The organism is Deinococcus aestuarii, from assembly GCF_018863415.1.
GTDB lineage: Bacteria > Deinococcota > Deinococci > Deinococcales > Deinococcaceae > Deinococcus > Deinococcus aestuarii.
Window position 1 is genome coordinate 1 of record NZ_JAHKSN010000015.1, and the last position, 26433, is coordinate 26433.

Genomic DNA, 26433 nt, shown 5'->3' on the forward strand with positions numbered 1-26433 from the left:
CATCGAGGTCTTCTACAACCGCCAGCGCCGCCATTCCACCCTGGGGTACTTGACGCCCCTGGAGTTCGAACGCCAAGCTACAGCCGCTTAACTTCAACTACGCAATATCGGGGCAGGCCCAAACATCGACAAGTTCAACTTCTGAGCGCGTCTGACGGCGGAAGGGTCACCCTGAACGAAGGGAAGGGTCTTACCCGGCATATCGGAGATGCTCCCCTGCGCTCAGCATGACAGCGTTCTATCTCAAACGCTCTGAAGTTCCGTCCCCGCCCCGCCGTCACCGTCCACCCCCGGGCGGTGGCGGCCTTTCCTCCACCCGGGAGGTCCCATGACGACCGCAGCCGCCCCGCCCGCCAGCACCCGCGCCCTCTCGCCCCTGAAGGTCGGCCTCTTCGGCATCGGCCTGGACACGTACTGGCCGCAGTTCCCCGGGCTGGAGGAGCGGCTGCACGGATACGTGGGAAAGGTCGAACGCAGGCTGACGCGCCCGGACGTGGAGGTCGTGAACCTGGGCCTGATCGACACGCCGGAGAAAGCCTCCGAGGCCGGGCACGCCTTTCGCCGCGCGGACGTGGACCTGATCTTCCTGCACGTCACGACGTACGCGCTGTCCTCCACGGTGCTTCCCGTCGTGCGGCGGGCGGGGGTGCCGGTGGTCATCCTCAACCTCCAGCCGGGGGCGGCCATCGACTACGCGGGCCTGGGCGCGCTGGGCGACCGCACGCGGATGACGGGGGAGTGGCTGGCCTTCTGCTCGGCGTGTCCGGTGCCGGAGATCGCCAACGTGTTCCGGCGGGCGGGGGTCTCCTTCCACCAGGTGACCGGGGTGCTGGAGGGAGACCCGCACGTCTGGAACGAGGTGGACGGCTGGCTCGACGCGGCGCGGGTGGCGCACGTCATGAGCCACAACCGCCTGGGGCTGATGGGGCACTCCTACAACGGGATGCTCGACATCTCGACCGACACGACGCTCCAGGCCGTCACCTTCGGCACCCACCTCCAGATCGTGGAACTCGACGAGCTGGCGGAGCTGCGGCGCGGGGTCGGCGGCGAGGACGTGCGGGCGAAGCTGGCGGAGTTCGCGGCCGAGTTCGACCTCCAGCCCGACTGCGACCCGGCGGAGCTGGAGCGGGCGGCGCGAACGTCCGTCGCCCTCGACCGGCTGGTGGAGCGGCACCACCTCGGCTCTCTGGCGTACTACGCCCACTCGGTCCCCGGGCACGAGAACGAGGACGTGATCGGCTCCGTGATCCTGGGGTGCTCGCTCCTGACCGCGCGGGGCGTTCCGGTCGCGGGCGAGTACGAGGTGAAAAACGCCCAGGCGATGAAGATCATGGACACCCTGGGGGTGGGCGGGTCCTTTACCGAGTATTACGCGCTCGATTTCGACGACGACGTGGTGCTGATGGGGCACGACGGCCCCGGACACACCCGCATCGCGCAGGGGAAGACGAAGGTCCGGCCGCTGGCGGTCTACCACGGCAAGGTCGGGCGGGGCCTGAGCGTGGAGATGAGCGTGCAGCACGGGCCGGTGACACTGCTCTCGGTCGTCGAGCGGGGGAGCGGGCTGATGCTCCTCGTGGCGCAGGGGGAGAGCGTGCCCGGCCCGATCCTGGAGATCGGGAACACCAACAGCCGCTACCGCTTTCCGCCGGGCGCGCGGCGTTTCGTGGAGGCGTGGAACGCGCAGGGCCCGGCGCACCACTGCGCGGTGGGGGTGGGGAACGTCGCGGAGAGGGTGCACAAGCTCGGCGCCCTGCTCGGCATCGAGACCGTGCAGGTGTGCTGAGGACGAGAGCCGGGCCTCTACGGTCAGGCGGGACACGAACGGCGGAGGCGCGCGGGGGTATTCCAGGAGACCGGGTGGCCTCCCACCCACCTCCGCACCTCTCCTCCAGAATGGACCCCACCCATGACCGTGACCGAACCCCGCTACTCCCTCCTCGACCCCTTTCCCTGGTACGCGGCGATGCGCGAGCGTTCGCCCGTCGTCCGTGACCCCCAGTCCGGGATGTGGATGGTCTTCGGCTACGCGGACGTGCAGCGGACCCTCTCCGAGTGGAAGAACTTCTCCTCCGAGCGGGGTCGCCCCCGCGGCGAGAATCCCGAAAGCGCGCTGTCGTCGAGCATCATCTCCACCGACCCGCCCCGGCACCGCAGCCTGCGGGCCCTCGTCGAGCAGGCGTTCACGCCGAGGCAGGTCCGCGCCCTGGAACCCCGCATCGCCGAACTCGTGGACGAGCTGCTTTCCAAGGTCGAGCGGGCGGGGCGGATGGATTTCGTCCTCGACCTCGCCTACCCGCTGCCCGTCATCGTGATCGCGGAGATTCTGGGCATTCCCGCCTCCGACCGCGACGCCTTCAAGCGCTGGTCGGACGCGGTGGTGACGGGCAACATGAGCGGCAGCCGGGAGATGGCGGCCTACTTCGGGCGGCTGATCGAGGAGCGGCGGCACGACCCCGGCGAGGACCTCATCAGCGGGCTGATCGCCGCGCAGGTGGAGGGTGAGCACCTGAGCACCCAGGAACTCCTCGGCTTCTGCGTGCTGCTCCTGGTGGCGGGGAACGAGACGACGACCAACCTCCTCGCCAACACGGTGCTGTGCTGGGAGGACGCGCCGGGGGCGTACGGGCGGGTGCGGGCCGACCGTGGTCTGCTGCCGACGACGATTGAGGAGTCGCTGCGCTTCCGCTCGCCGGTCCAGTCCATGTTCCGGGTAGCGGCGCAGGACGTGGAGCTGGGCGGGCAGGTTATCCGGGAGGGCAGCCCCGTCATCGCCTGGATCGGCTCGGCCAACCGCGACGAGGCGCAGTTCGGGGACGCCGCCACCTTCGACCCGGCCCGGACGCCCAACCGGCACCTCGCCTTCGGGCACGGGGTGCACTTCTGCCTGGGAGCACCGCTCGCGCGGCTGGAGGCGAGCGTCGCCCTCTCCGCCGTGCTCGACCGCCTGCCGAACCTGCGGGTGGAGCCGGGCACCGTGCTCGATCCCATCCCCAGCCAGATCGTCTCGGGGGTGAAGCGGCTGCCCGTCACCTTCGGGTAATCAGTCCGCCTTGTACAGCTCCGCCGCGTTGTCGTGCAGGAGGCGCCGGGCGGCCCAGCGTGCCTCCTCCGGGGAGAGGTCGCCCGCCTCCACCGTCTCCCCGAGGGCGCGGGTCAGGGTGGACCGTCCCGCGCGCGCGGCGAGCCAGAACATCTCGGGTGTCCGCTGGGCGTCCGTGCTGAACAGGACCTTGGTGATTGGAGAGAGGTGCAGGCTCTCGTGCCAGGCGGTCACCATTCCGTGCGTGCTCGTGTAGGGGATGGTGAGCCCCACATCCAGCCACGCCCCCGGGTACACGCTGGCGAGGTAGCCCGCCTCGCGGATGAAGGGGTAGCCGTGCAGCATGACGACGTGCAGGCCGCGCAACTCCGGGTCTTCGAGCAGGGCGCGCAGGTGGAGGGGGTTGGCGAGGCGCAGGTCGAGGTCCGGGTCGCCGTAGCCGGTGTGGAACTGGATGGGCAGGCCGTGACGTAGACCGGCGCGCAGGGCCGCGTGCAACGTGGCGTCGAGGAGGGCCTTTCGATTGAGGCGGGGCGTCCTGTCTTCCGGCGTCTCCCGCAAGAGGGCATCGAGATCACGCTGCACCTCGGACAACTCGGGCCGCGTGATGTCCAGCCCCGTGCGGTAGGCGGCGATGCTCTTGAGGGCGACGAGACCCGGGGCAAGGGCGTCGAAGTGGGCCTCCACCCGTTCCAGATAGACCCTCGCGTCCGGCGCCTCCCGCAGCAGCGCGGCCGCTTCCGCCTCGATGCGGGCGACGCGGCGGGTGGGAAGCAGAGCGTTCATCTGCTCCACCGTCAGCAGGCGACCTTGCCAGATGCCGTCGTCCATCAGCAGCAGGGAGATGCCCGTCTCCCGCATGAGCCGGGCGCAGAGGGCCGGGTAGTCCTGCGCCTGCCGGGCCGTCCGCACCGCGTCCGGGGTGGGATCGCAGCCGTACAGCTCCGCGAGGTGACGGATGGAGCGGCGGAAATACAGGTTGTGGGGAACGTGCCGCGCCAGAATCTCCGGGTCGGCGGACTCGGTGAAGTACGGCTCGATGGGCTCCGCGCGCCACAGCGCCTCCGGGTACAGCCCGTGCGCGTGGTGGTCGAGGATGGGGAGGGCGGCGACGTGCTCGGCTAGCGCGTCGGGCGTCATCAGTACCGCTCCGCGAGCAATTCCAGTTCTTCCTCGGGGGAGAGGGGGCTCAGGGCTTCCCCCTCCAGCCGCTTGACCGCCACGTACGCCCGCAGCCGCGCTTCCCCGAAGGCGGCCCGCAGCACCGTATCCGCCTCGAGGGCGTCCAGACTCGCGCTCAGGGACGCGGGCAGGGGGAACATCCGGGCCGCCTCGCGCTCGGCCTCGCCGAGGAGAGCAGGGTCCACCGTCGCCTCGGGGGGGAGGGAGAGATCACGCTCCAGGCCGCCCAACCCCGCCGCGACCAGCGCACCGAGCGCGAGGTAGGGGTTGGCGGTGCCGTCCGCCGCCTTCACCTCGAAGCGGGTCACGCGGCCCCCGTGGCGGGTCACCCGCAGCGCGGCCTCGCGGTTGCCCACCCCCCAGGCGCAGTACGCGCCCGCCCAGAAGTGGGGCTTGAGACGGCGGTACCCGTTCGGCAGCGGCACGGTCACGGCGGTCAGGGCCGGGAGGTGCGCGAGGATGCCCGCCATGAAGGCCCGGCCCGCCGCACTCAGGCCGTCCGGGTCGTCCGGGTCCCCGAGCGCGTCCTGTCCCCCCGCGTCCCGCAATCCCAGGTTGATGTGACACCCGCTGCCCGCCGCCGTCTCCGACACCTTGGCGAGGAAGCAGGCGACGAGGCCGTGCCTCCCCGCCGCCGCGCGGGCCGCCTCCCGGAAGAAAATTTGCTGGTCGGCGGCGTCCACCCCGACTCTGTACCGCACGGCGAGTTCGATCTGGCCGGGAGCGCTCTCCGGGTAGAGGTGCTCGGGCGTCAGGCCGAGGTCGAGGAGGGCGGCGGTGAGGTCGTGGAGGAACGGGAGGTGCGCGTTGAACGCCCCCGTCTGCGCGTACACGGTGCGGTCGGCGGGAACGAGCCGCCCCTCCGGGTCCCGGCGCAGCAGGAAGAACTCGTTCTCGAAGGCGGCGGTGAGGGTCAGGCCGTACGCTTCCAGGCGGCCCAGTTGCCCGCGCAGGAAGTCGCGGGGGCAGTGCTCCCAGGGCTGGCCGTCCTCCCGCCGCAGGTCCCCCAGCACCAGGGCGTGCCCCGGCAGCAGGGCGGTCGTCCGCAGGGTCCTGCCGTCGGGCACGAGGCGCACCTCACCCACGGGGCTCAGACCGCTGCCCGGCGCCAGCGCGTCGAACATCACGGGCAGGGCCATCTGCGCGGCGGCGAGGCCGATGCCGCCCGGCAGCCCCGCGTCGGGGTCGAGGAGGGCGACGTGGGCGGCCTTGGCGCGGATCACGTTGGCGTGGTCGCACCAGTGCACCCGCACCCACTGAACGCCCCCGGGCGCGAGGTCGGGCCAGTCGAGGTCGCGCACGTTAGACCTCCAGCGCCGTGTCCCGGCGCAGCACCCGCGTCAAGACGAGGTAGTACAGGACGCCGACCGCGAGCCAGCCCAGGCCGAGCAGCCACGTCGCCGCGCCCATGCTGTAGAGCACGTAGGCGATGATCCCGAAGCCCACACCCGGCAGCAGCAGGTGGCTGAAGTAGTTGCGCGAGCCCCGCCGCACCAAGAAGTGCACGATCACCGAGGCGTGCAGGAACAGGAAGCCCGTCAGCGCCCCGAAGTTCACGAGGCTGGTGAGCAGCGCCACGTTGTCGAGAAAGGCCAGCGCGACGACGAGCGAGACGAGCACCACGAGGACGATGCTGACGTGGGGGGTCTTGAACCTGGGGTGGACGCGGGCGAGCGGCGCGGGCAACTGGCGGTCGCGCGCCATCGCGAAGAGGATGCGGCTGATCGCGGCCTGCGAGACGAGCGAGTTCGCCACGCCCCAGGCCAGCGCGGTCGCCCCCGCCGTGAGCAGGGCCAGCCAGCTCCCGCCCGCGACCGCCGCCGCCTCGTAAAAGGCGGTGTCGAGCGACCGGAAGGTCAGCCCCCGGCTGAGGTCAGCGGCCACCCAGGTTTGCAGGATGAACAGGCCCCCCATCAGGAAGAGCGCGGCGAGGGTCGCGCGGCCCACCGTGCCCCGGCGGCGGTCTTTCACCTCCTCGCTGAGGGTGCTGATCGCGTCGAAGCCCAGGAAGCTCAGCGCGGCGACCGAGACGGCGGCCCCGATCACGGCAGGGGTCAGCACCTCCGGCTGGTAGAGCGGCGCGAGGGTCAGCCGCCCCGCCCCCGCCCCGCTGTAGAGCGCGATCAGCCCCACGAGCAGGAAGGCGAAGAGGACGGTGAGCTCCAGCACCAGAAAGACGCGGCTCGCGCGGGCGGTCAGCTCCACCCCGCGCAGGTTGACCACCATCCCGACGAGCAGGAACCCCACCACCCACGCCGCCTTGGGCACGGCGGGAAAGAGGGGCGCGAGGGCCGCCGCGCTCACGACGTACAGCAGCGCCGGGATCAGGATGTAGTCGAGCAGGATCAGCCACCCCGCGAAGAAGCCCGCCGCCCTGCCGATGCCGCGCTGCGCGTAGGCGTACACGCTGCCGCTGACCGGGAAGTCGCGCGACATCGCCCGGTAGCTCATCGCCGTGAAGAACATGGCGACCATGCCGACGAGGTAGGCGAGGGCCACCATCCCCCGGCTCGCGTCGAGCACGTACCCGAAGATGCCGAACGGCGCAATCGGGACCATGAAGATCATCCCGTAGACGAGCAGGTCGCGGAAGGACAGCGCCCGCTTGAGTTCCTGGCGGTAGCCGAACTCCTCCACACCCACCCGCTCGTCCGCCGGGAGGGGTGATCCGCCCACGCCCTCGGTGCTCACACCCGCTCCCGGGGCGGCTCCACCCCGAGCTGCGCGAGGACGTCCAGCCCCAGCTCGAAGCGGCAGGTCTTGAGCGGGTCCACGACCTGGCTGATCTGAAGGTTCCCGGCGGCGCTCAGCAGCCCGATGGCGTCCGCGCGGGAGAGCCCGGCCTCCGATTGGAGGAACGCACTCATGTGCTTCGTCGCCAGGGTCGCGGCCTCGTCGAGGGTCAGGGCGCTGGCGACCGTGTAGAGGTGGGCCTGCGTCTGCACCATCGGCAGCGGCCAGGGACACTGAGGGACGACCGTCACCCGCAGGGTCACCTCGCCGGGCACCTCCAGCCCGCACACGCTGACCTCGCCGTCGCCCATGCCCGCGTGCAGGTCGCCGAGGGCGAGGAGGGCGCCCTCCACGTTCACCGGCAGCAGCAGCAGGCTCCCCGCCCGGATCACGGTGGTATCCATGTTGCCGCCGTGGGGGCCGGGGGTGCCGTTGGGCACGGGCGTCTCGGCGGGCGCGGTGCCGATCACGCCGATCATGGGGCGCAGGGGCAGCCGCACGCCGCTCACCGTGACCCCCCCGTCCTCGACCGGGAAGACCCGGACGGTGGGGTGTTCGAGCGCGTCGCCCTCCACGCCGAGCCCCGGGCCCGTCACCATCACCGCCCGGGGGCCGACCCGGATGTCGAGAATCTCGACGGCGAGGGCGTCGCCGGGCCGGGCGCCCTCCACGTACACCGGGCCGGTGGCGGGGTTGATGCGGTTCCAGTCGAGCGCGGTGAACGCGGCCCCGGCGTCCTGAATCTGGTCCTCGAAGCAGTCGCGCGTCTGGAAGACGAGAAGGCTGCCGCCCGGCACGCGCAGCGCGGGCGGATTGGCGGGGTCCATCGCGTAGACGAGGTGGTCGCGGGGCACGGTGAAGGTCGTCATCCGTTTCTCCTGTCGCTGTGAAGGGAAAAAAGGTGGAGGCCGCCGGGGGGGTTTCGTTTTCGCCGCCTTATAGCACGTCTGCCCGGGCCGGGGGTCACCGCCCGGAGCCCGGGGCCCGCCCTCTTCCCCATCCTGTTTTGAACTACCGAGAAGGTTCCTTAGATCAAGAACAAACGGGGGAGGGCAACGGATACACTCAGGTGAGGATACGGAGGGGACGTGGCGACGACGGAGGTGTTCAAACGTGGGAACTCCCAGGTGGTTCGGCGGGGTGGGACGTTGATCCTGCGCCCGCTGCGCCCTGAGGCGACATGGGCGGCGTTCGACGCCCTGGCGGACATCCAGGGTGACTTTCTCCCGGGGGGGCGGCCGCAGGAGCGTGAAGTCTTCTGAGCCTGCGTTATCTGCTCGGCACCAACATCTGCGTCTTCGTCCGAAGTCGCCCCCCGACGGTGCGGACCCGCTTCGAGGCGTTGAGGCCTGGCGAGGTCGGCATCGGCGCCGTGACGGAAGCGGAGCTGCTTGACGGCGCGCACGGGAGCGGGCGGCCAGAGCACAACCTCGCGGCCGTGCTCGACCTCTCGGCCCAGATGGAGATCGTGCCTTTCGACAGCCAGGTGACGGACCAGGATGGGCGCCTTCGCCACCATCTGGAGCGGTTGGGCACGCCCACCGGCCCCCTTGACCTTCAAATTGCCGCAACCGCCCTGACCCACGATCTTCCGCTGGTCACCCACCACACCCGCGAATTCGCGCAGGTGCCCGGTCTCCGCCTGGAGGACTGGATTCCCACATGACCCTCGTTCCCCAGACCAATTCCACCGTCCCCGATCCCGTCCAGCTCGTCCTCGATTCCGTCCCCTCGCCGCTGACGAAAAAGGCGTACCGGCGGGCGCTGACGGACTTCCTTGCGTGGTGGGAGGAACAGGGGCGCCCGCCGCTGAGCAAGGCCGTGGTGGGGCGGTATGTCGCGGGACTGGTGGAGAGCGGGCTCGCGCCGTCGAGCGTGAACGTGCGGCTCGCCGCCATCCGCAAGCTCGTGCGCGAGGCGGCGGACAACGGGTTGCTGGGCGCGTTCGAGGCGGAGGCCATCGCGCGGGTGAAGGGGATCCGGCGGCAGGGGCGCCGCACGGGCACGTGGCTGAGTCAGGCGCAGGCGCAAGAACTCCTGCTCGCCCCCGACGTGACCACGCTGCGGGGGCTGCGGGACCGGGCCCTCCTCGCCGTGCTGCTGGGCTGCGGGCTGCGGCGCTCGGAACTCGTGGCGCTGACCTTCGACCATCTGGCGCGGCGCGAGGGACGCTGGGTGGTGCTCGACCTGACGGGCAAGCACGGGCGCACCCGCACGGTGCCGATGCCAGGGTGGTGCAAGGCCGCCGTGGACGCCTGGACGCGGGCGGCGGGGCTGTCGAGCGGGCACGTCTTCCGCCCGACCGCGCCGCGCGGGGAGAAGGTGCTCGCGCGCGGGCGGCTCTCGCACGAGGCCGTGGCCCTGATCGTCCGCAAGTACGGCCAGCGGCTGGGGCACGCGGGCCTCACCCCGGAGGACCTGGAGGGCGTGCGGCTCGCCCCCCACGACCTGCGGCGGACCTTCGCCAAGCTCGCGCACCGGGGCGGGGCCCCGCTGGACCAGATTCAGCTCTCGCTGGGGCACGCGAGCCTCCAGACCACCGAGGTCTACCTGGGGGTCGAGCAGGACCTCGCCGAGGCGCCGGGCGACAGGCTGGGGTTGTCGCTGAGGGGGGACTGAGGCGGACTGCGGGGAGGGGCGGGCCCTACCCCACCCGCCGGGCGACCACCTTGTGGCCGACGACGCTGCCGGGGCCGGGCTCGCGCAGGAGTTGGGTGACCAACCAGACCTCCTCGGCGGGGTCCTGCCAGCGCCAGAGCACCCGGTCGCCGACCCGCACCGACCACCCGGCCCCGACGGTGATCGTGGCGAACTGGGGATCGTCATGCAACTTCCGGTGGGCGGCTTGGGGGGGAGGAGCGATTCCCGGCATCGTGCGCCCAGCCTAGGCCCGCGGCTGTCACCGCCCTGTCACATCCAGGGCGGTCACCTGCGGGCTGGGGCCGCGCGCCGCCCCGCCGTCAGGCCGTCTCGCCGCCGCGCGGCTCGAAGGTCGCCCGCAGGCCGCCCCGGGGGCGCAGGGTGATCGCCGTCTCGATCTCGACCGGGGGCCCCGGCACCACCCGCACGGCGTGGCGGCTGGCGATGGTGGCGAGGAGCAGCGGCGCCTCCATCCGGGCGAAGTTCTCGCCGATGCACACGCGCGGGCCCCCGCCAAAGGGGAAAAAGGCGTAGCGGGGATTGCGCTTCTCGAGGTCGCCCGCCCAGCGCCCCGGGCGGAACTCTTCGGGCGCGTCGTACCAGCGCGGGTCGTGGTGGACGACCCACTGGCTCATCACCAGGGCGGTGCCCGCCGGGATGAAGTGGCCGCCGAGCTCCAGGTCGGCCCGCGCGCGGCGGCCCACCGTCCAGACGGGCGGGATCACCCGCATCGCCTCCTGAACGACCTGAGTCGTGTACGTCAGGCGGGGCAGGTCGGCGAGGGTGGGCACCCTCCCGCCGAGTTCGCGGTCCAGTTCCCCGTGCAGGTGCTGCTCGGCCTCGGGGTGGCGGGAGAGCAGCCACCACGCCCAGGTCAGGGTGTTGGCGGTCGTCTCGTGCCCGGCCATGATCAGGTTTTTCGCCTCGTCGAGGAGCTGCTGATCCGTCATGCCGCGCCGCTCGTCGTCCTGCGCGGCGAGCAGGGTGGAGAGGAGGTCGCCCCGGTCCTCCCCGCCCTCCGCCCGGCGCTCGCGGATGAGGTCGGCGACGAAGCGGTCGATGCGTGAGGTGGCGTCCTGAAAGGCGGCGAACGCCTCCGGGTGCTCCTCGCCGCCCCGCAGGGCCGACCGGAGCAGCACGTCAGCCTCGAACATGTCGTTCATGGCCCGCTCGAAGGGCTCAGCCCGCTCGCCCATCTCCAGGTCGAACAGCGTCTTGGTGATGATGTCGAGGGTCAGGTGCATCATGTCCGAGTGCACGTCGCGGGTCTCCCCGGGCCGCACGCCCTCCACGTACCGGCGCGCGGCGTCCACCATCACCTCGCCGTAGGCCTGGATACGCTCGCGGTGGAAGGCGGGCTGCACCATCCGGCGCTGCCGCAGCCAGAAGTCGCCCTCGCTCGTCACGAGGCCGTTGCCGAACAGCAGCGTGTTGATCGCGGCGTTCTGGTACCCCTTGTCGAACAGCCGCCCGGTCTGCACGTGGATGAACTCGATCAGGTGCGGGTCGCTCACCAGGCACATGGGCGCGCCCTCCTCGGTCTTGCCGATCAACACGAGGTCGCCGTACGCCCGGGCGAGCGCGGGCAGGGTCTCCAGCGGGTTCGCCGCGCCCTCGCCGCCGGGCCGGGCCTCGGGGCGGGGCGGGAGCGGCAGGGTGTGCGGGGCGGGGTGAGGCTGGGTCATAGGACACCTCCGGGCGGCGCCAACACCGCGCGCCGCCTGACCCGCCCAGTATCCGAGCCTTTGCTCGCGTTTGCAACCCGCTGGGCGGGCGGGGCCGCTACCATGTCCGCGTGACGACGGGGCGAGGGACCCACCGCCGGGTGCTGGGCGTGAGCGGGGACATGGAGGTGCTCGCCTGCGGCCACCTGGTGCCGGGCTTCACGGGGAGCGCGGGATTCGGTCGGCTGCTGGAACGCGGATGGCCCGCGCACCCCCGGCTGCGGCGGTGCCCGGCGTGCCCGGACGAGGGGGTGACCGTTCCGGCGGCACTCGCGGAGGTCCCGGCGCCCCCGGAGGCCGTGGCGTGGTGGGCGCGGCTGGGGCTGCCGGAACGCGGCGCGTGGCTGGACCGCCTCGCCCCCGGGGAGGCGATGCCCCGGCTGCGGGGCCGGGCGGGCCGCTCTCCCCTGCCCGCCCGCGAGCGCGACCTGCTCGGCGGGGTGCTGCGCGCCGCCCACGGGGAGGCGCAGGAACTGGGGCTCACCCTGCGGGAGCTGGCGAGCTGCTCGGCCGCGCCCCCGCCGGTTCTGAGCGGCTGGGCGCTCGCCCGCGCCGCCGCCCGGCGGTACGAGGCCGGGCGGGCGGACGAGGGTTGAGTGCGGGCGACGCGCCGGGCAGGAACATCCGCGTGCCCCGCCTCATCCCACCGCCCCCCCGCCTGGCAAGGGCGGCTCTGATCGGGGCAGCGACGGGAAGCCTCACCCGTGAGGACGGACGCGGCCTGATGGCCGAGTTCCTGGCGGAGAGGAAGGGGGCGTGTGACCACCTTCGTCACCCACAAGATGGGGGAACCCCAGAGGAAGAGTGCCGGATGACGCTAGAAACTTAGATCACAGTTGGTGCGGCAGGGTTGGACGGGCGGGGAGCAGCCAGGTCGGCTATCCGCCCGATGTGCCACACGGGACGATCACGCTCAGGATCGGCGGAGTCCGGCAACGAGCCATTCGACCAGGCGCCGGGCGTCGTAGTGGGGGTCGCCCGCACCGATGCAGAGGTTGCCCACGCCGCGCATCAGTTCCAACGCCTCGACGTCGGGGCGGATCTCGTCAGCCTCCGCGGCGGCGCGCAGCAATCCAGCACACACCGGCACGAGACGGTCGAGGAAGTAGGCGTGCAGCGTGTCGAAACCGGCCTTATCCGCCCGCATCGCAGCGGCAAGGCCGTGCTTGGTGGTCAGGAAATCCACGAAGAGGTCGATCCACTTCGCCAGCGCCCCGTAGGGACTGGCGCTGCTCGCCAGGAGCCGTGGACCGGCCTCGGCACAGGCCTCGACCTGGTGGCGGTAGACGGCGACGATCAGGTCCGCCCGCGTCGGAAAGTGCCGGTAGATCGTGCCCACCCCCACCCCGGCTTTGAGCGCGATGTCCCGCACCGGCACCTCGACGCCGGACGTGACGAAGAGGGCAGCGGCGGCGTCGAGCAACGTCTGCTCGTTGCGCCGGGCGTCGGCCCGCTTGGACTGGCCTGCTTTCCCTGCCCTCTCGTCAATTTCCGTCACTTCAGCCGCTCCCCTCTGCCAGGTTTGACAAACGGAACATGATTCCGTATTCTTTTGGAACGGTGTTCCGCTTTTCAGCATACCCGAACGGACGCCCAGTGACCAGACCATCCCCGGTCACGACGAACTCGGCAGGCCAAGGAGGAAGACATGAACGGCAAAGTGTGGTTCATCACCGGCGCATCCCGCGGGTTCGGGCGTCTCTGGGCCGAGGCCGCCCTCGAACGGGGTGATCGGGTCGCGGCCACGGCCCGCGACGTGGCGAGCGTCGCCGACCTCGCCGGGCGCTTCGGGGACGCTGTTCTCCCCCTCGCGCTCGACGTAACCGACGCCGATCAGGCCCAGCGGGCCGTCGAGCAGGCTCACGCTCAGTTTGGCAGGCTCGATGTGGTCGTCAACAATGCGGGCTACTCGCTGGTAGGCACGATTGAGGAGGCGAGCGAGGCCGACGTGCGCGCTCAATTCGAGACCAACGTGTTCGGGGCCCTGCGGGTCGTCCGGGCGGCCCTCCCGCTGCTGCGGCAGCAGGGCGGCGGGCACATCCTCGGCGTCTCCAGCGGCGTCGGCCTGGTGGCGCTGCCGCTCATCGGTTATTACTGCGCGTCCAAGTGGGCCTTTGAAGCCCTGCACGACAGTCTGGCGCAGGAGGTGGCGTCTTTCGGCATCCGGGTGACCCTGGTCGAGCCCGGGGCCTACGCCACCGAGTTCGGGAGTCCCGCCTCGCTCCGGGTCGCGCCGGGCCTGGACGCCTATGCCGAGCTTCGGCAGGGGGTCATGGCAGGCCTGTCGAGCCAGGAGCAGGGCGACCCGCGGGCGACGGCGGCCGCCATCCTGACGCTCGTGGACGCCGAGCACCCGCCGCTGCGGCTCTTCCTGGGGAGTGGGAATCTGCCCTGGGTACGTGCCACATATGCTGAGCGCCTCGCTACCTGGGAAGTTTGGGAGGCCGTCTCCAACGCCGCGCAAGGCTAACTGGAGGCACGGCACGGGTCGGCCCCGGCCAGACGCCGACGGTGCGGAAACGGTCATTTTCGAGTCCGTTCCGCCGATGCGGAGGACACGCAGTTCTCGTATTGCGAAACACTGTTGCGGAGTCGCATTGAATGGCGAGAGAGCTTCGCAACGTCGCGCAAAGCGTGGTTGAGATCACCGGCGTCGTCCACTGTTCCGACTCTCGGATCACTCCGAAACGGCCTGCCTTCCCGTCGCGCCGCATGGCGGTTGCGGTCTACCCCCTCTGCTGCGCAACTCTCCGTGTGGAGAGGAGTACGGCCCGATGGCCCGAACGTCCGTAACGCTGACGCGAGCAGGTCGCCTCGCCCACTCCTCCCCCTTGATGGGGGAGATAGGGGGGTGAACGCCAGCGACTCACGGCGCGACGGGAAGACAAGACAGGCCAGCTTGCCCGCGCCGGCGCTTCCTCCGTCGTCCCCTCACCCCGGCCCTCTCTGCCCAGTCCCGCAGGGGGAGAACAACCGCCCACCCGCCGCCACAGAACACCAGACCTCCCAACGAAACCCCGCACCACACGAGCGCCGGGCCTCGCCCTCAGACGCCCAGGTAGGCCTTGATGATGTCCGGGTCGCCCATCAGCTCGCGGCTGGGGCCCTCCTTGACGAGGCGCCCGAGTTCGAGGACGTAGGTGCGGTCGGTGACCTTGAGGACCTGCCGCACGTTCTGCTCGACGAGGAGGACCGTGAGCCCGAGTTCGCGCAGCGAGCCGATCACCCGCATGACCTCCGAGACGACGAGGGGGGCGAGGCCCAGGCTCGGCTCGTCCATCAGGAGGACTTCGGGCTCGCTCATCAGCGCGCGCCCGATGGCGACCATCTGCTGCTCGCCCCCCGAGAGGGCGGCGGCGGGGGTGAGGCGTTTTTCGGTCAGGCGCGGGAAGAAGTCGTAGACCTTCTGGAGGTTCGCCGCCCGGTTCGCCTTCGTGCGCGGGAGGTAGGCGCCCATGAGCAGGTTTTCCTCCACCGTCATCTGCCCGAAGAGCTGGCGCCCCATCGGCACGTGCGCCACGCCGAGGTCGGTGATCTTGTGCGGCGGCACCCCGTTGAGGTTGTGGCCCCGGTAGGTGGCCGTCCCCGCGCGGGCCCGCAGCATCCCCGAGAGCACGCGCAGGATGGTGCTCTTGCCGCTGCCGTTGCCGCCGACGAGTCCGACGAGTTCCCCCTTGTCCACGTGCAGGCCGACGCCGAAGACGACCTGCACCTCCCCGTAGGCGACCTCCAGGCCCTCGGCGCTGAGCACGCGGTCGCGGACGGGGGCGGGCACGGGCGCGGGCCGAACGCTAGTCATGGTCGTCTCCGAGGTACGCCCGCACCACGTCGGGGTGGGTGGCGACGGCCTGGGGATGGCCCTCCGCCAGAAGCTCCCCGAAGGCCATGCAGATCACGTGGTCGGACAGCGACATGATCACGTGCATGATGTGCTCGACCATCACGATGCCGAGCCCCGACTGGGCGAGCGTGCGGATCAGGGCCACCATCTCCTGCTGGGCGGGGGGGTTGAGGCCCGCGATGCTCTCGTCGAGAAAGAGCATCCGGGGCTCCAGCGCGAGCGCCTTGGCGAGTTCGAGGCGGCGGCGCCGGGCGAGGTTGAGCTGCGAGGCGGGCTGCGTGGCCCGGTCGGCGAGGCCCACCCGTTCGAGAACGGCATAGGCGCGGTCCTCCGCCTCCCGGCCCCGGTGGCGCAGGAAGGCCGCCACCAGGACGTTTTCGAGCACGCTGAGGTCCTCGAAGGGCCGCTCGACCTGGAAGGTGCGGGCCATGCCCATCCGGGCGCGGGCCTGCGGCTGGACGTGGGTCACGTCGCGCCCGGCGAAGGTGACCCGCCCGGCGCTGGGGCGCACGAAGCCGGTGAGCGCGTTAAAGAGGGTGGTCTTCCCCGCCCCGTTCGGGCCGATCAGCCCCAGGATCTCGCCGGGCCGCACCGCGAGGCTGATGCCCTTCACCGCCGTCACGCCGCCGAAGCGCACGGTGACGCCCTCGGCGGTCAGCAGCGGCGGTCCCCCCGGCGCGTGGACGATTTGACCGGGGAACTCGGTGAGTTCGGGCAGGGTCGGCGGCGTGCGGGAGGGCGTGGTCATCGCGCCGTCCCCAGCTTGCGCCCGCCCCGCTGGAACAGGCCCAGGATGCCGTCCGGGGCGAAGAGCGTGACGGCGAGGATGAGCACCCCGTAGATCAGGAGGTTGGCGCTGGCGAACACAGTGCGGAAGACCTCCCCGAAGGTGGCGAGCAGGAGCGCCCCGATCACCGGCCCCTGGATGCTCGCCCGCCCGCCGATGATCGCCATCAGGGCGATCTGCACCGAGACGGGCAGTTCGAGCAGGGTGTGCGGCTCGAAGGCTTGCAGGTAGATCGCGTACAGGCTGCCGCCCAGCGCCGTGAGGGCGGCGCTGAGCATAAAGGCCACGAGCTTCATCCTGGCCGGGTCGATCCCGAGCGCCCGCGCCCCGTCCTCGTCCTCACGCACGGCCTGGAGGGCGTACCCCAGCCGCGAGCGGCGCAGGAGGTGGGTGACGAGCAGGGTCAGCGCCACGAAGGCGAGGGCGAGGCCGTACTCCACCCGGCGGTCGAAGAGGTCGAGCCCGAGGAAGGTGGGCAGCTCGGGCATGAACAGGCCCTCCGAGCCGCCCGTCCACTCGGAGTTGATGGCGACGAGCCGCAGCACGAGCGCGACCGCGATGGTGGAGAGGGTGAAGTAGCTGCCCCGCAACCGGAAGGTCAGCGCCCCCCACACGGCGGCGAGCAGCACGGCGAGGCCCATGCCGATCAATGCCCCCCACCACGGGGCGACCGGGCCGCCGAGGAAGGCGGGGACGCGCTCGGGCGTGGCGAGGAGCGTCATCGTGTACGCGCCCACCCCCACGAAGGCGGCGTGCCCCAGGCTGAGCTGCCCGGCCCAGCCGCCGAGGACGTTCCAGCTCATCGCCAGCCCCGCGAAGATCAGGGTCGAGACGCCGAAGTTCAGCGCCTTGCCGAACACGAAGGGGTAGAGCAGCATGACGGCGAGGAGGGCGAGGCTCAGCCACACGTTGCCGAAGGTCAGCGCCCGGGGGCGGGCGGCACTCAGGGGCGCGGTCGTCGTCATACGCGCTTCACCGTCCGCCCGAACAGCCCCTCGGGGCGCAGCAGCAGCACGAGCAGGAAGGCGACCAGCCCGTAGGCGTCGCGGTAATTGTTGCTGATGTAGTAAGCCCCCAGCGACTCCACCACCCCGAGCACCAGCCCGCCCGCGACGGCGCCCGGCAGGTTGCCCAGCCCGCCGAGGACGGTGACGATAAAGGCCTTGGTGGTGTAGTTCTCGCCCACGGTGGGAAAGGCGTAGAGCAGCGGCATCAGCAGCACCCCCGCGACGGCGGCGAAGGCCACCCCCAGCCCGAAGACGATGGCCTGGATGTGGGCGGTCTTCACGCCCTGCAATTCCGCCCCGAGCGGATTTTGCGCGGTGGCGCGGATGGCGCGGCCCAGCTCGGTGCGGTAGAGCAGCAGGTTGAGCCCCGCGATGGCGAGCGCCGTGCCCAACCCCGCGATCAGAAGCGGAATGCTGACCTGCACGCCGCCGAGCTGGAAGGTGTTCGTCGCGTAGGGGACGTTGATGTTCTGCGGCTGCGCCCCGAAGGTCAGGAGGAGCGTATTGCTGATGATCAGGCCGATGCCCAGGGTGGCGAGCATACTCCCCTCGCTCAGCCGGTCGCCGAGCCGCGCGAGGACGAGGCGCTGGATCACGAAGCCCAGCGCGAAGCCCACGGGCGCGGCCACGAGCAGGCTGAGGTAGGGGTCGAGGTCGAAGGTGCGAAAGAGCGCCAGCGTGATGAACATGCCGATGGCGAGAAAGTCGCCGTGCGCGAAGTTGATCACCCGCATCACCCCGAAGATCAGGCTGAGGCCGGTGCCGATCAGGGCGTAGAGCCCCCCGGTGAGGAGCCCCTGCGCGAGCGTCTGTATCAGGGCCGTGAGGCCAGCTTGGTCCATGTGGGCTCCGGGAGGGGAAGGGGTGGGTGATCAGGAGCAAAAGCGAGAGAAGAGCTTTTTGCTCCTCCCCCTTGAGGAGAGAGGCTGGGACTCGCAGAGCTGCTTGCAGAGGGGGTGAGCGGGATGGGCGTCGAGAAGCCAGCAGGCAGGGGGAAGGCATCTTCTCGGCGTTGAAGTTCGCCCCGTCGCCCCCTCACCCCGGCCCTCTCTCCTTCGGAGCTGGACCAGTCCCGCCAGGGGCGAGGGAGAAAAACTCCTCCCCGCCCCTCACCGCTCGAACTTGAGCGTGCGCGGCACGACCGTCTTGGGATAGACGGGCACAAAGGCCCCGCCCTGCACCTGCTGGGCCACCATCGCCAGCGGGTTCTGGTTGCGGAAGCCCTCGTAGTCCTTGAACTGGACTGGCCCGAAGGCGGTCTGCATCGTCAGGGAGTTCAGGGCCGCCTTCACCTTCTCGCGGTCGGTGCCCCCAGCGCGGCGGATCGCCTCGGCGGCGGCGAGGACGCCCGCGTAGGCCTGGGCGGCGTGGTAGCTCGGGTCCTGGCCGCCCAGCGCTTTCTTGAGTTCCACGTTGAGCTTCTGGGTGCCCGCGTAGCGCAGTTGCGGAATCCAGGCGGTCGCGGTGACGACGTTCTCGGCGGCGCTCCCGGCGTCCTTCACGAACTCGGGCAGCGCGAAGCCCGCCGCGCCCCCGGCGAAGAGGCGGGGCTTCACGCCGACCTCGCGCGCCTGACGCATCAGGGCGACGGAATCCTCCGCGTAGGAGACCATCAGGATGCCGTCGGGGTTTTTCGCCTTGATGCGGTTCAGGACCGGGCGGAAGTCGGTCAGGCCCTTGTCGTAGCGCTGGTCCTCGACGATCTGGATGCCGTAACTCTTGGCGAGGTCCTGGGCGGCGTCGGCCACGCTCTTCTCGAAGGCGCCCGTGCCCGCGATGACCGCCATCGTCTTGAACTTGTGGTCGCGGAAGATGTTGAGGATGACGCGGGCGTACTCGGTGGCGGGCTGGTTGAGGCGGAACACGTAGTCGTTGCCGGGCTTGGTGATGTCGTCGCCGCTGGAGCTGAAGACGAGCGCGGGGACCTTCTGGCGGGCGAGGTACTGCGCCTGCGCCTTGACGAGGCTCGACGAGTACTCGTTGAGCACCAGCGGCACCCCGGCGTTCACCAGCCGCTCGGCGGCGGCGAGGCCCTTGTTCACGTCCGAGGCGTTGTCCTCGATGACGAGTTCTATTTTCCGGCCCAGGACGCCCCCCCGGCGGTTGACCTCCTCGACGCCGACCTTGAAGCCCGCGAGCTGCATCTTGCCGAACTCGGCGAAACGGCCCGTGACCGACGTGATCGCGCCGATCTTGATCGTGCCCCCCTGGGCCTGGGCGGCGCCGAGCAGGGCGAGGCTGAGGGTAAAGAGGGTGACTGTGCGCATGGGGAACTCCTTGTGGCGGGAGGGGAGGGTCAGGGGTGGGCGTGGTGCCTGCGGACGGCCCCCGCGACGCGGGTGAGGTGCGCCCGCATCGCGGCCTCGGCGCCGGGGCCGTCGCGCTGGCGCAGGGCGTGTTCGACGGCGCGGTGTTCCTCGTGGCTGCGCCGCAGGTGGGCGGGGTCATTCAGGAGCAGCGGCCCGGCCAGCCGCATCTCGCGGGCGAGAAGTTCGGCGTGGCGGGCAAGCCGCCCGTTGCCGCAGGTCTGCACGATGATTCTGTGGAAGCGGGCGTCCAGCTCCCGGAAGCCCCGGTGATCGGCCACCGCCGCCGCGCCCTGGGCGTCGAGCACCCCGCGCAGGGCCGCGAGGTCGGTCCCGCCCATCCGCCCCGCCGCGAGGCAGGCCGCCAGCCCCTCGACCGCCGCGCGCAGCTCGTAGAGTTCGAGCAGTCCGGAGACGTCGAGCCGCGCGACCTCCACCCCCCGGCGCGAGTGCTCCACCGCCAGCCCCTCCCCCACCAGCAGCAGCACCGCCTCCCGCACGGGCGAGCGGCTCACCCCGAGCTGCCGGGCGAGTTCGGGCACGCTCAGGCGGGTTCCCGGCGCGAGGTCCCCCGCCAGGATCGCACCGCGCAGCCGCTCGCGCACGGCGTCCACCACCCGCGCGCTGCCCACCGGTTGAAGCAACACCAAAGGCACCTCCTTCCCTCCGGGGAGCCCGGCGGACGTAGATGAAAAGCTTGAGGAACAGATGAAGTGTTACATGTAACAGGCTGGAGCGCAAGAGGCGAGGGGAGGCGACTCCGGGCCCGTGGTCGGCACGTCTCACGTGACAGGACCGGGGAAGGCGCGCTCATCCGGGGGGGAGAAGGGGCAGGGTCTCCCCTCCCTGCGCCCCGTCCCGCCTCGCCAGGTTGAGGACGCTCACGCCGAGCAGCCGCACGCCCCGCCCCTCGATCAGGTCCGGGGTGAGGAGCCCGGCGGCGACCTCGGCGATCTCCCCGGCCCCTTGCAGCCGCCGCTCGCCGGTCCTGCGGCGCGTGACCGGCGTCCAGTCCCCGTACCGCAGCTTGAGGACCACCGTGCGGCCCACGTAGCCGCGCCGGGCGAGGCGGTCGGCGACCTCCGCCGCGACACCAGGCAGTTCGGCGAGCAGGGCCTCGCGCGTCGTGCGGTCTTCCTCGAAGGTCCGCTCCACGCCGATGGACCGCGCCTCGCGGTGCGCCTCGACGGGCCGCTCGTCCACGCCGCGCGCGAGGTCGTGGAGCCGGGGCGCGAGCTTGCCGGGGCCGAGCAGGGTCCGCAGGACGGGGAGGGACCTCGCGCGCAGGTCCGCGCCCGTCCGGATGCCGTGCGCCCGCAGCTTCCCGGCGATCACCGGGCCTACCCCGTGGAATTCCTCGACCGGCAGAGCGGCGAGCAGGGCGTCCACCTCCTCCGGGCGGATCACGGTCAGCCCGGCGGGTTTGCGCAGCCCGCTGGCGAGCTTGGCGAGAAACTTGTTCACCGACACCCCGGCCGAACAGGTCAGGCCCGTCTCCGCCAGGATGTCGGCCTGGATGCTGCGGGCCATCTCCTCGGCCTGGTCGAGGGTCCGGCCCTCCCGGGTCACGTCGAGGTAGGCCTCGTCGAGGGCCAGCGGCTCGATCACGTCGGTGTACCGAGAGAAGAGGCCGTGAATCTGGGCGGAGACGGCGCGGTACAGGTCCATCCGCTGCGGGATGAGGACGAGCCCCGGGCAGCGCTGGACGGCGAAGTGGACGGGCATGGCGCTGCGCACCCCGAAGCCCCGGGCGACGTAGTTGGCGGTCATGACGGCCCCCCTGCGGGCGGTGGCGATCACGGCGACGGGCTCCCCCGCCAGCTCCGGCCGCTCGCGCAGCTCGACCGAGGCGTAAAAGGCGTCCATATCCACGTGCACGACAGCTCGGGTCATGGGGGCAGTGTGACGCGGCGGGCGGGGTCAGGGCGAGTGCGGAGGCGGGCGGGCGCACAATGGGGCGCGATGACCCACCCGCCGATCACGTCACCGAGGAACTGGGCCGGGAACTACACCTACCACGCGGCGAGCTGGCACCGCCCGCGCGACGTGGAGGAGGTGCGGGCCCTCGTCGCCCGCGCGGACCGGGTGAAGGTCTCGGGCACCCGCCACTCCTTCAACGGCGTCGCGGACACGACCGGGGCGATGCTCTCGCTGGAGCACCTGAACCGCGTCGTGGGGCTGGACGAGGAGCGGCGCACGGTCACCGTGGAGGGCGGGGTGCGGTACGGGGAGCTGGGCCGCTTCCTGCACGCGCGGGGGTATGGCCTGCCGAACCTCGCCTCCCTCCCGCACCTCTCGGTCGCGGGGGCCTGCGCGACGGCCACCCACGGCTCGGGCGACCGGCTGGGCACCCTCGCCACGTCCGTCTGCGCGCTGGAACTGGTGACGGCGGGCGGCGACCCCGTGGCCCTCTCCCGCGAGGAACACGGGGAAGCGTTTCGGGGCATGGTCGTCGCGCTCGGTGGCCTCGGCGTCGTCACGCGGCTCACGCTGGAGGTCATCCCGACCTATCAGGTCCGCCAGGACGTGTACGAGGGGCTGAGCCTGGAGGCGCTGGAGGACAACTTCGGGGCGGTGATGTCGGCGGCGGACAGCGTGAGCCTCTTCACCGACTGGGGAAGCGGGCGGTTTCACCAGGCGTGGCTCAAGCGGCGGGTGCGGGAGGGCGAGACCTTCAGGCCGGAGCCGGAATGGTTCGGGGCCACCCCCGCCCCGGAGGACCGTCACCCCATTCCGGGCCTCTCCGCCGTGAACTGCACCCCGCAGAGGGGCGCGGCGGGCCCCTGGCACGAGCGGCTGCCGCACTTCCGGCTGGAGGACACGCCCAGCAGCGGCAAGGAACTCCAGAGCGAGTATTTCGTCCCGCGCGAACACGGCCCCGCCGCCCTGCGCGCCCTGCACGGGCTTGGCGAGCAGATCGCCCCCCTCCTCCAGGTCTCGGAGGTCCGCACGGTGGCGGCGGACGGGTTGTGGCTGAGCCCGGCCTACGAGCGGGAGAGCGTGGCCTTCCACTTCACCTGGCACCGGGACGAACGGGCGGTGCGCGAATTGCTCCCGGCCCTCGAAGCCCGGCTCGCGCCCTTCGGCGTCCGCCCGCACTGGGGCAAGGTGTTCACCCTGCCGCCCGCGCACCTGCGCGCGTCGTACGCGAGGCTGCCCGACTTCCGGGACCTGCTCGTGTCCCTTGACCCCCGGGGCAAGTTCCGCAACGCCTTTCTGGAGACGTTCATCTTTGGGGCGTAGGCGGTGGGGACGCCCCGTTGCGCACAGGCCACGGGCGGGCGCAGGATGGGGCCTCCAACCCCTGATCCCGGCCCCTCTCCACGAGGGGAACGGTCACCTCGCTCCCGGAGGCACCCATGCGTCACCTCGTCCTGGCCGCGCTGCTCACCCTCTCCGTGTCGCTGGCCGCGCCCGTGCAGCTTCGGGCGCCCGACGGGTTGATGCTGTACGGCGAGTCGGTCTCCCCCGCCCGGCCCCGGGGCGTGGTGCTCCTCCTGCACGCGGCGGGGCAGAACCTGCACGAGTTCGACGGGATCGCGCCCAGATTCGCGCGGGAGGGCTACGCCTCGCTCGCGCTCGACGGGCGGTTCGGCGGCGAGTACGACGGACGGCACAACCGCACGGTGGCGGGCCTGGGCGACCGGACGCTGACCGGGACGGACGCGCTGGCGGACCTCGGCGTGGCGCTCGCGTGGCTGCGGGAACGCCACCCGGGCCTCCCCGTCTTCGCGCTGGGAGGCGGCCAGAGCGGCGCCCTGCTCTTTGTCCTCGCGGCGCGGCATCCGGACCTCGCCGGGATTCTGGCGTTCAGCCCCAACCGGGGTGATCTTTTCGACCTGGACGCCCTCGCCGAGGCGCGGCGGGTGCGGGTGCCCGTCTTCGTCACGAGCGGCGACGAGCCCTTCGAGATCGCGGCGGCGCGCGACCTGCTCGCGGCGGCGGGCTCGTCGCGCCGGGTCCGGTACGTCCCGCCCGGGTTCGGCCTGCGCGGGGTGGCGAACCTCGATCCCGCCAAGACGACGGAGAAGGCGGTCACGGAGGGGTACTGGGCCGCCGTCCTCCGCTTCCTGCGGGGGTCGTAGAAACATTGTTGGCGGGCACCCGGTTCGGGCCCGAGTCACCCTGACGGTAAGAGTTCTGCAAGGGCAGGGCTGTTCATCATTGAACGAGTTGTTCCCGGGCCCCGGATCACGCGGGACCCACCTCACCCTCCGCGCTCCGCTCTTTCCCTTCACCAGGGGTGGTTATGTCCTCGGCACCGCACGACCCTTCCTTCCTCCGCACCCTTCCGGACCGCGCCTTCGCGGCGACGCTGGACCTCTACGCCCGCCTGACGGGGGCGCGGGCGGCCCGGCTCACGCTGACGGACGGCGGGGCGTCCTGGCAGGGCGGCTGGCCGCTGGGGGCGGCGGAGGGCGGGGACCCCGGGGCGCCGCACACGCTCTCGTTCCGGCACGGCGGGGTGGGCGGCACGCTGACGCTCTGGGGAGGCCGTCCCCTCCCGGCCGGGCACGCGGGGGCGGAGGGGCACCCCTTCGTCGCCGCGCTGCGGCACGAGTGGGAGCTGCACGCGGGGCAGGCCACGTTGCAACAGGCGCACGACCAGCTTCAGGCGATGGTGCAGGCCGCGCCGCTGGCGGTGTATTCCCTCACGCTGGAGGGGCTGGTCAAGCAGTGGAACGCGGCGGCGGCGGAGACGCTGGGCCTGCCGGGCGAGCAGGTGCTCGGGCGCGAGGTCGAGGACGACCGGCTGCGGGGTGCCTTCGCGGCCCTGCGGCGCAGCGTGGCGCGCGGACCCCACCCCACCCCGCCCCAGCACCTGCAACTGAGGCCACCGGGCGGCGAGCCGGTGGACGTGACGCTCACCGCCGCGCCGCTGCCGGGCGGGCTGGTGGGCACGGCGCAGCGGGTCCCCCGCGAGGAGGGGCAGCGCCACCACGCGGCGCAGCAGCTCGCCCTGCTCGAATCGGTCCTCGCGCACGCCAACGACTCGGTGCTGATCACGGAGGCCGAGCCGCAGGACCTGCCGGGGCCGCGCATCGTGTACGCGAACGCGGCCTTTACCCGCACGACGGGCTACTCGCTGGAGGAGGTGATCGGCCAGACCCCCCGCCTCCTGCACGGGCCGCGCACCGACCGCCGGGCGCTCGACAAGATTCGCAAGGCGCTCAAGAAGTGGAAGAGCGTGCAGGTCGAGGTGGTGAACTACCGCAAGGACGGCTCGGAGTTCTGGGTCGAGCTGTCCATCGCGCCCGTCGCCGACGAGACGGGCTGGTACACCCACTGGATTTCGATCCAGCGCGACATCTCCGACCGCAAGAGATTCGCCGAGCACCTCGACCGCGAGCGGGCGCGGGTCCTCGAACTCGCGGCGAAGAACGCGCCGCTCTCGCAGGTCCTCGCGCGGCTGGCGGGCACCCTGGAGCGGCAGTTCGAGGGACGGCGGGCGGCGGTCGTGCTGCCCGGCGAGCCCCCCGAGGTCTACACCGCGCACGGGGACGAGGGGCCCGAGCGGGAGAGCTGGGCGCTCGTGGCGGCCCGCCCTGGGGAGGAGCGCTTCACCCTGCCCCTCGGCGCGGCCCCGCGGGTGTGGCACGTCTGGCGGCACCCGATCCGGAGCGGCGAGGGCGAGGCGCTGGGCACGCTGCTCCTGCTGGGCAAGGACGCCGCGCCCCCCAACGCGGACGAGCGGGCGCAGCTCGACGCGGGATCGGGCCTCGCCGCGCTGGTGATCGAGCGCGCCCGGGCGCACTCGGCGCTGGAGCGCCACGCCCTGTACGACCCCCTCACCAACCTGCCCAACCGGGTGCTGTTCGAGCGCGAACTCAAGCGCACCCTGGCCGAGGCCACGGCGGCGGGCAGGCCGGTCGCCGTCGGGTTGATGGACCTCGACCGCTTCAAGCTGGTGAACGACACGCTCGGGCACAGCGTCGGGGACGCGCTGCTCCAGCAGGTGGCCGCCCGGCTGCGGGGGGTGCTCGGCGGGGGCGACACCCTCGCCCGCATGGGCGGCGACGAGTTCCTGCTCGTGCTGGGGGGCGCGGCGACCTCGCCCGGCATCCAGGCGGCGGCCGAGCGGCTGCTGCACACCTTCACCCAGCCCTTCAACCTCGCGGGGCACGAGGTCTTCGTGCGGCCGAGCATCGGGTTCACGGTCTTTGCGCACGCGGCGACGGCGGTCGAGCACCTCCTCCAGCAGGCGGACACCGCCATGTACCAGGCCAAGCGCCGGGGCGGCGGGTACGCCGTGTATACCCCGGAAGGCGAGGAGCGCCTCGCCGCGATGACGCTGGAAACGGCCCTCAACCGCGCCCTGGAGCGGCAGGAATTCGTGCTGCACTACCAGCCGCAGTGGGAGGCCCGCAGCGGAAGGCTGGTGGGGGTCGAAGCCCTGCTGCGCTGGCAACATCCCGACCTCGGGCTGGTGCCGCCCGCCGACTTCATTCCCCTGACCGAGGTGACGGGGCTGATCGTGCCCATCGGCGCCTGGGTGTTGCGCCAGGCCTGCGAGCAGGCGGTGGCGTGGACGGCCCTCGCCCCCGGTCTCCGGATGTCGGTCAATCTCTCCGCCCGGCAGTTTCTGGAACCCAACCTGATCGAGACGGTGACCTGGGCGCTGCGGACCTCGGGCCTGCGCCCGGAGCGGCTCGAACTCGAACTTACCGAGAGCATGTTGATGCAGGCCCTGGAGGCGCAGGGAACCTTGCGGCGCCTCAAGGACCTCGGGGTGCGGGTGGTCGTGGACGACTTCGGGACCGGGTACTCCAACCTCGCCTACCTCAAGCAGTACCCCATCGACGGGCTCAAGATCGACCGCTCCTTCACGGCGGGCGTGGCGAGCGACCTCCCCTCGGCGGGACGCGACGAGGCCCTCGTCCGGGCGGTGATGAATCTCGCCCAGGCGCTGGGGCTGGAGGTCACGGTGGAGGGGGTGGAGACGGCCCCGCAGCTCGAGTTCCTGCGCACGCACGCCTGCGACTACGTGCAGGGCTACCTCACGGGCAGGCCCCAGGACGCGCGCGCGCTCGGAACCCTGCTGGAGGAGAGCCGCGTCGCCCCGGCCCGCTGAAGCCCGGCTTGCTCGCTCCTCTGCGGCGACCCTGCCGGTGAGGAGGCGCTGACGCCCCCCACCCGGCGCTCCTCACCGCCTGTTGGGCTCCCGGG

25 protein-coding genes are annotated in these 26433 nt (G+C 71.7%); 11 read left to right on the forward strand and 14 right to left on the reverse strand.

Annotation, left to right across the window (positions count from 1 at the left end):
* From IC605_RS25405 to IC605_RS16365, 3 genes are all read left to right on the forward strand, one after another.
* Positions 1-91: IS3 family transposase (locus IC605_RS25405; RefSeq protein ID WP_343216646.1), on the forward strand; the 91-nt coding region annotated here is incomplete at its 5' end.
* Positions 92-328: 237 nt separating this feature from the next.
* Positions 329-1789, forward strand: a complete 1461-nt coding sequence (locus IC605_RS16360) for a hypothetical protein (protein ID WP_216326587.1) — start codon at positions 329-331, stop codon at positions 1787-1789.
* Positions 1790-1912: 123 nt separating this feature from the next.
* The gene (locus IC605_RS16365) at positions 1913-3046 is read left to right on the forward strand and encodes a cytochrome P450 (protein ID WP_246580946.1); all 1134 of its coding nucleotides are present in this window, start codon (positions 1913-1915) and stop codon (positions 3044-3046) included.
* On the opposite strand, the gene IC605_RS16370 is transcribed toward IC605_RS16365, so the two are convergent.
* Genes IC605_RS16370 through IC605_RS16385 form a run of 4 tightly spaced genes read right to left on the reverse strand, consistent with a single transcriptional unit; the run spans position 3047 to position 7830 of the window.
* The gene (locus IC605_RS16370; protein WP_216326588.1) at positions 3047-4186 is read right to left on the reverse strand and encodes an amidohydrolase family protein; all 1140 of its coding nucleotides are present in this window, start codon (positions 4184-4186) and stop codon (positions 3047-3049) included. It lies immediately after the preceding gene.
* Positions 4186-5529: a glutamine synthetase family protein gene (locus tag IC605_RS16375; RefSeq protein WP_216326589.1), complete on the reverse strand. Its 1344-nt coding sequence runs from the start codon at positions 5527-5529 to the stop codon at positions 4186-4188. Before IC605_RS16375 ends, IC605_RS16370 begins: the two co-directional genes overlap by 1 nt.
* A 1-nt stretch (position 5530) precedes the next feature.
* Positions 5531-6919: an APC family permease gene (locus IC605_RS16380; protein WP_216326590.1), complete on the reverse strand. Its 1389-nt coding sequence runs from the start codon at positions 6917-6919 to the stop codon at positions 5531-5533.
* Positions 6916-7830, reverse strand: coding sequence for an acetamidase/formamidase family protein (locus tag IC605_RS16385; protein ID WP_216326591.1), 915 nt, complete (start codon positions 7828-7830; stop codon positions 6916-6918). Before IC605_RS16385 ends, IC605_RS16380 begins: the two co-directional genes overlap by 4 nt.
* A gap of 219 nt (positions 7831-8049) precedes the next feature.
* On the opposite strand from IC605_RS16385, the gene IC605_RS16390 reads away from it, so the two are divergent.
* From IC605_RS16390 to IC605_RS16400, 3 genes are read left to right on the forward strand one after another with little or no spacing between them, the layout of a single operon-like run.
* Positions 8050-8223, forward strand: coding sequence for an AbrB/MazE/SpoVT family DNA-binding domain-containing protein (locus IC605_RS16390; RefSeq protein ID WP_216326592.1), 174 nt, complete (start codon positions 8050-8052; stop codon positions 8221-8223).
* Between the two features lie 11 nt (positions 8224-8234).
* Positions 8235-8627, forward strand: a complete 393-nt coding sequence (locus IC605_RS16395) for a type II toxin-antitoxin system VapC family toxin (protein ID WP_246580950.1) — start codon at positions 8235-8237, stop codon at positions 8625-8627.
* Positions 8624-9580, forward strand: coding sequence for a tyrosine-type recombinase/integrase (locus IC605_RS16400; RefSeq protein ID WP_216326594.1), 957 nt, complete (start codon positions 8624-8626; stop codon positions 9578-9580). The genes IC605_RS16395 and IC605_RS16400 overlap by 4 nt, the downstream gene beginning before the upstream one ends.
* Before the next feature lie 25 nt (positions 9581-9605).
* Here the strand turns inward: IC605_RS16400 and IC605_RS16405 are convergent, their stop codons facing one another.
* Together IC605_RS16405 and IC605_RS16410 are read right to left on the reverse strand one after the other, a co-directional pair.
* A complete protein-coding gene (locus IC605_RS16405) occupies positions 9606-9833 on the reverse strand; it encodes a hypothetical protein (RefSeq protein ID WP_216326596.1) in 228 nt (75 codons plus the stop codon).
* Between the two features lie 88 nt (positions 9834-9921).
* The gene (locus tag IC605_RS16410; protein WP_216326598.1) at positions 9922-11286 is read right to left on the reverse strand and encodes a cytochrome P450; all 1365 of its coding nucleotides are present in this window, start codon (positions 11284-11286) and stop codon (positions 9922-9924) included.
* 110 nt (positions 11287-11396) lie between these two features.
* Here IC605_RS16410 and IC605_RS16415 point away from each other — a divergent pair, with 110 nt between their 5' ends.
* Positions 11397-11921: a hypothetical protein gene (locus IC605_RS16415; protein WP_216326600.1), complete on the forward strand. Its 525-nt coding sequence runs from the start codon at positions 11397-11399 to the stop codon at positions 11919-11921.
* Between the two features lie 317 nt (positions 11922-12238).
* On the opposite strand, the gene IC605_RS16420 is transcribed toward IC605_RS16415, so the two are convergent.
* The gene (locus tag IC605_RS16420) at positions 12239-12823 is read right to left on the reverse strand and encodes a TetR/AcrR family transcriptional regulator (protein WP_343216641.1); all 585 of its coding nucleotides are present in this window, start codon (positions 12821-12823) and stop codon (positions 12239-12241) included.
* A 150-nt stretch (positions 12824-12973) separates the two neighbouring features.
* Here IC605_RS16420 and IC605_RS16425 point away from each other — a divergent pair, with 150 nt between their 5' ends.
* Positions 12974-13795 carry an SDR family NAD(P)-dependent oxidoreductase gene (locus IC605_RS16425; protein ID WP_216326604.1) on the forward strand — a complete coding sequence of 274 codons (822 nt, stop codon included), beginning with the start codon at positions 12974-12976 and terminating at the stop codon, positions 13793-13795.
* Positions 13796-14371: 576 nt separating this feature from the next.
* Here IC605_RS16425 and IC605_RS16430 read toward each other — a convergent pair.
* From IC605_RS16430 to dinB, 7 genes are all read right to left on the reverse strand, one after another.
* Positions 14372-15124: an ABC transporter ATP-binding protein gene (locus tag IC605_RS16430; protein ID WP_216326606.1), complete on the reverse strand. Its 753-nt coding sequence runs from the start codon at positions 15122-15124 to the stop codon at positions 14372-14374.
* The gene (locus IC605_RS16435; protein ID WP_216326609.1) at positions 15117-15914 is read right to left on the reverse strand and encodes an ABC transporter ATP-binding protein; all 798 of its coding nucleotides are present in this window, start codon (positions 15912-15914) and stop codon (positions 15117-15119) included. The genes IC605_RS16430 and IC605_RS16435 overlap by 8 nt, the downstream gene beginning before the upstream one ends.
* On the reverse strand, positions 15911-16918 hold the full coding sequence (locus IC605_RS16440; protein ID WP_216326612.1) for a branched-chain amino acid ABC transporter permease: 1008 nt from the start codon (positions 16916-16918) through the stop codon (positions 15911-15913). Before IC605_RS16440 ends, IC605_RS16435 begins: the two co-directional genes overlap by 4 nt.
* The gene (locus IC605_RS16445; protein ID WP_216326615.1) at positions 16915-17802 is read right to left on the reverse strand and encodes a branched-chain amino acid ABC transporter permease; all 888 of its coding nucleotides are present in this window, start codon (positions 17800-17802) and stop codon (positions 16915-16917) included. The genes IC605_RS16440 and IC605_RS16445 overlap by 4 nt, the downstream gene beginning before the upstream one ends.
* Positions 17803-18069: 267 nt before the next feature.
* Positions 18070-19227 (reverse strand): ABC transporter substrate-binding protein, encoded by a 1158-nt coding sequence (locus IC605_RS16450; RefSeq protein ID WP_216326618.1) that lies wholly within the window; start codon positions 19225-19227, stop codon positions 18070-18072.
* Positions 19228-19256: 29 nt separating this feature from the next.
* The gene (locus IC605_RS16455) at positions 19257-19913 is read right to left on the reverse strand and encodes a GntR family transcriptional regulator (protein ID WP_216326620.1); all 657 of its coding nucleotides are present in this window, start codon (positions 19911-19913) and stop codon (positions 19257-19259) included.
* 163 nt (positions 19914-20076) lie between these two features.
* A complete protein-coding gene (gene dinB, locus IC605_RS16460) occupies positions 20077-21159 on the reverse strand; it encodes a DNA polymerase IV (RefSeq protein ID WP_216326623.1) in 1083 nt (360 codons plus the stop codon).
* Between the two features lie 69 nt (positions 21160-21228).
* Here dinB and IC605_RS16465 point away from each other — a divergent pair, with 69 nt between their 5' ends.
* From IC605_RS16465 to IC605_RS16475, 3 genes are all read left to right on the forward strand, one after another.
* On the forward strand, positions 21229-22509 hold the full coding sequence (locus IC605_RS16465) for an FAD-binding protein (RefSeq protein ID WP_216326626.1): 1281 nt from the start codon (positions 21229-21231) through the stop codon (positions 22507-22509).
* Between the two features lie 116 nt (positions 22510-22625).
* A complete protein-coding gene (locus tag IC605_RS16470; RefSeq protein WP_216326629.1) occupies positions 22626-23351 on the forward strand; it encodes an alpha/beta hydrolase in 726 nt (241 codons plus the stop codon).
* A 164-nt stretch (positions 23352-23515) separates the two neighbouring features.
* The gene (locus IC605_RS16475; RefSeq protein ID WP_216326632.1) at positions 23516-26338 is read left to right on the forward strand and encodes a bifunctional diguanylate cyclase/phosphodiesterase; all 2823 of its coding nucleotides are present in this window, start codon (positions 23516-23518) and stop codon (positions 26336-26338) included.
* The last annotated feature ends 95 nt before the right edge of the window (positions 26339-26433 follow it).

Coding starts and splice junctions, on each gene's coding strand:
- IC605_RS16360 (WP_216326587.1), top strand. CDS start 329: ATGACGACCGCAGCCGCCCCGCCCGCCAGCACCCGCGCCCTCTCGCCC.
- IC605_RS16365 (WP_246580946.1), top strand. CDS start 1,913: ATGACCGTGACCGAACCCCGCTACTCCCTCCTCGACCCCTTTCCCTGG.
- IC605_RS16370 (WP_216326588.1), bottom strand. CDS start 4,186: ATGACGCCCGACGCGCTAGCCGAGCACGTCGCCGCCCTCCCCATCCTC.
- IC605_RS16385 (WP_216326591.1), bottom strand. CDS start 7,830: ATGACGACCTTCACCGTGCCCCGCGACCACCTCGTCTACGCGATGGAC.
- IC605_RS16400 (WP_216326594.1), top strand. CDS start 8,624: ATGACCCTCGTTCCCCAGACCAATTCCACCGTCCCCGATCCCGTCCAG.
- IC605_RS16405 (WP_216326596.1), bottom strand. CDS start 9,833: ATGCCGGGAATCGCTCCTCCCCCCCAAGCCGCCCACCGGAAGTTGCAT.
- IC605_RS16410 (WP_216326598.1), bottom strand. CDS start 11,286: ATGACCCAGCCTCACCCCGCCCCGCACACCCTGCCGCTCCCGCCCCGC.
- IC605_RS16425 (WP_216326604.1), top strand. CDS start 12,974: ATGAACGGCAAAGTGTGGTTCATCACCGGCGCATCCCGCGGGTTCGGG.
- IC605_RS16430 (WP_216326606.1), bottom strand. CDS start 15,124: ATGACTAGCGTTCGGCCCGCGCCCGTGCCCGCCCCCGTCCGCGACCGC.
- IC605_RS16435 (WP_216326609.1), bottom strand. CDS start 15,914: ATGACCACGCCCTCCCGCACGCCGCCGACCCTGCCCGAACTCACCGAG.
- IC605_RS16440 (WP_216326612.1), bottom strand. CDS start 16,918: ATGACGACGACCGCGCCCCTGAGTGCCGCCCGCCCCCGGGCGCTGACC.
- IC605_RS16445 (WP_216326615.1), bottom strand. CDS start 17,802: ATGGACCAAGCTGGCCTCACGGCCCTGATACAGACGCTCGCGCAGGGG.
- IC605_RS16450 (WP_216326618.1), bottom strand. CDS start 19,227: ATGCGCACAGTCACCCTCTTTACCCTCAGCCTCGCCCTGCTCGGCGCC.
- dinB (WP_216326623.1), bottom strand. CDS start 21,159: ATGACCCGAGCTGTCGTGCACGTGGATATGGACGCCTTTTACGCCTCG.
- IC605_RS16465 (WP_216326626.1), top strand. CDS start 21,229: ATGACCCACCCGCCGATCACGTCACCGAGGAACTGGGCCGGGAACTAC.
- IC605_RS16470 (WP_216326629.1), top strand. CDS start 22,626: ATGCGTCACCTCGTCCTGGCCGCGCTGCTCACCCTCTCCGTGTCGCTG.
- IC605_RS16475 (WP_216326632.1), top strand. CDS start 23,516: ATGTCCTCGGCACCGCACGACCCTTCCTTCCTCCGCACCCTTCCGGAC.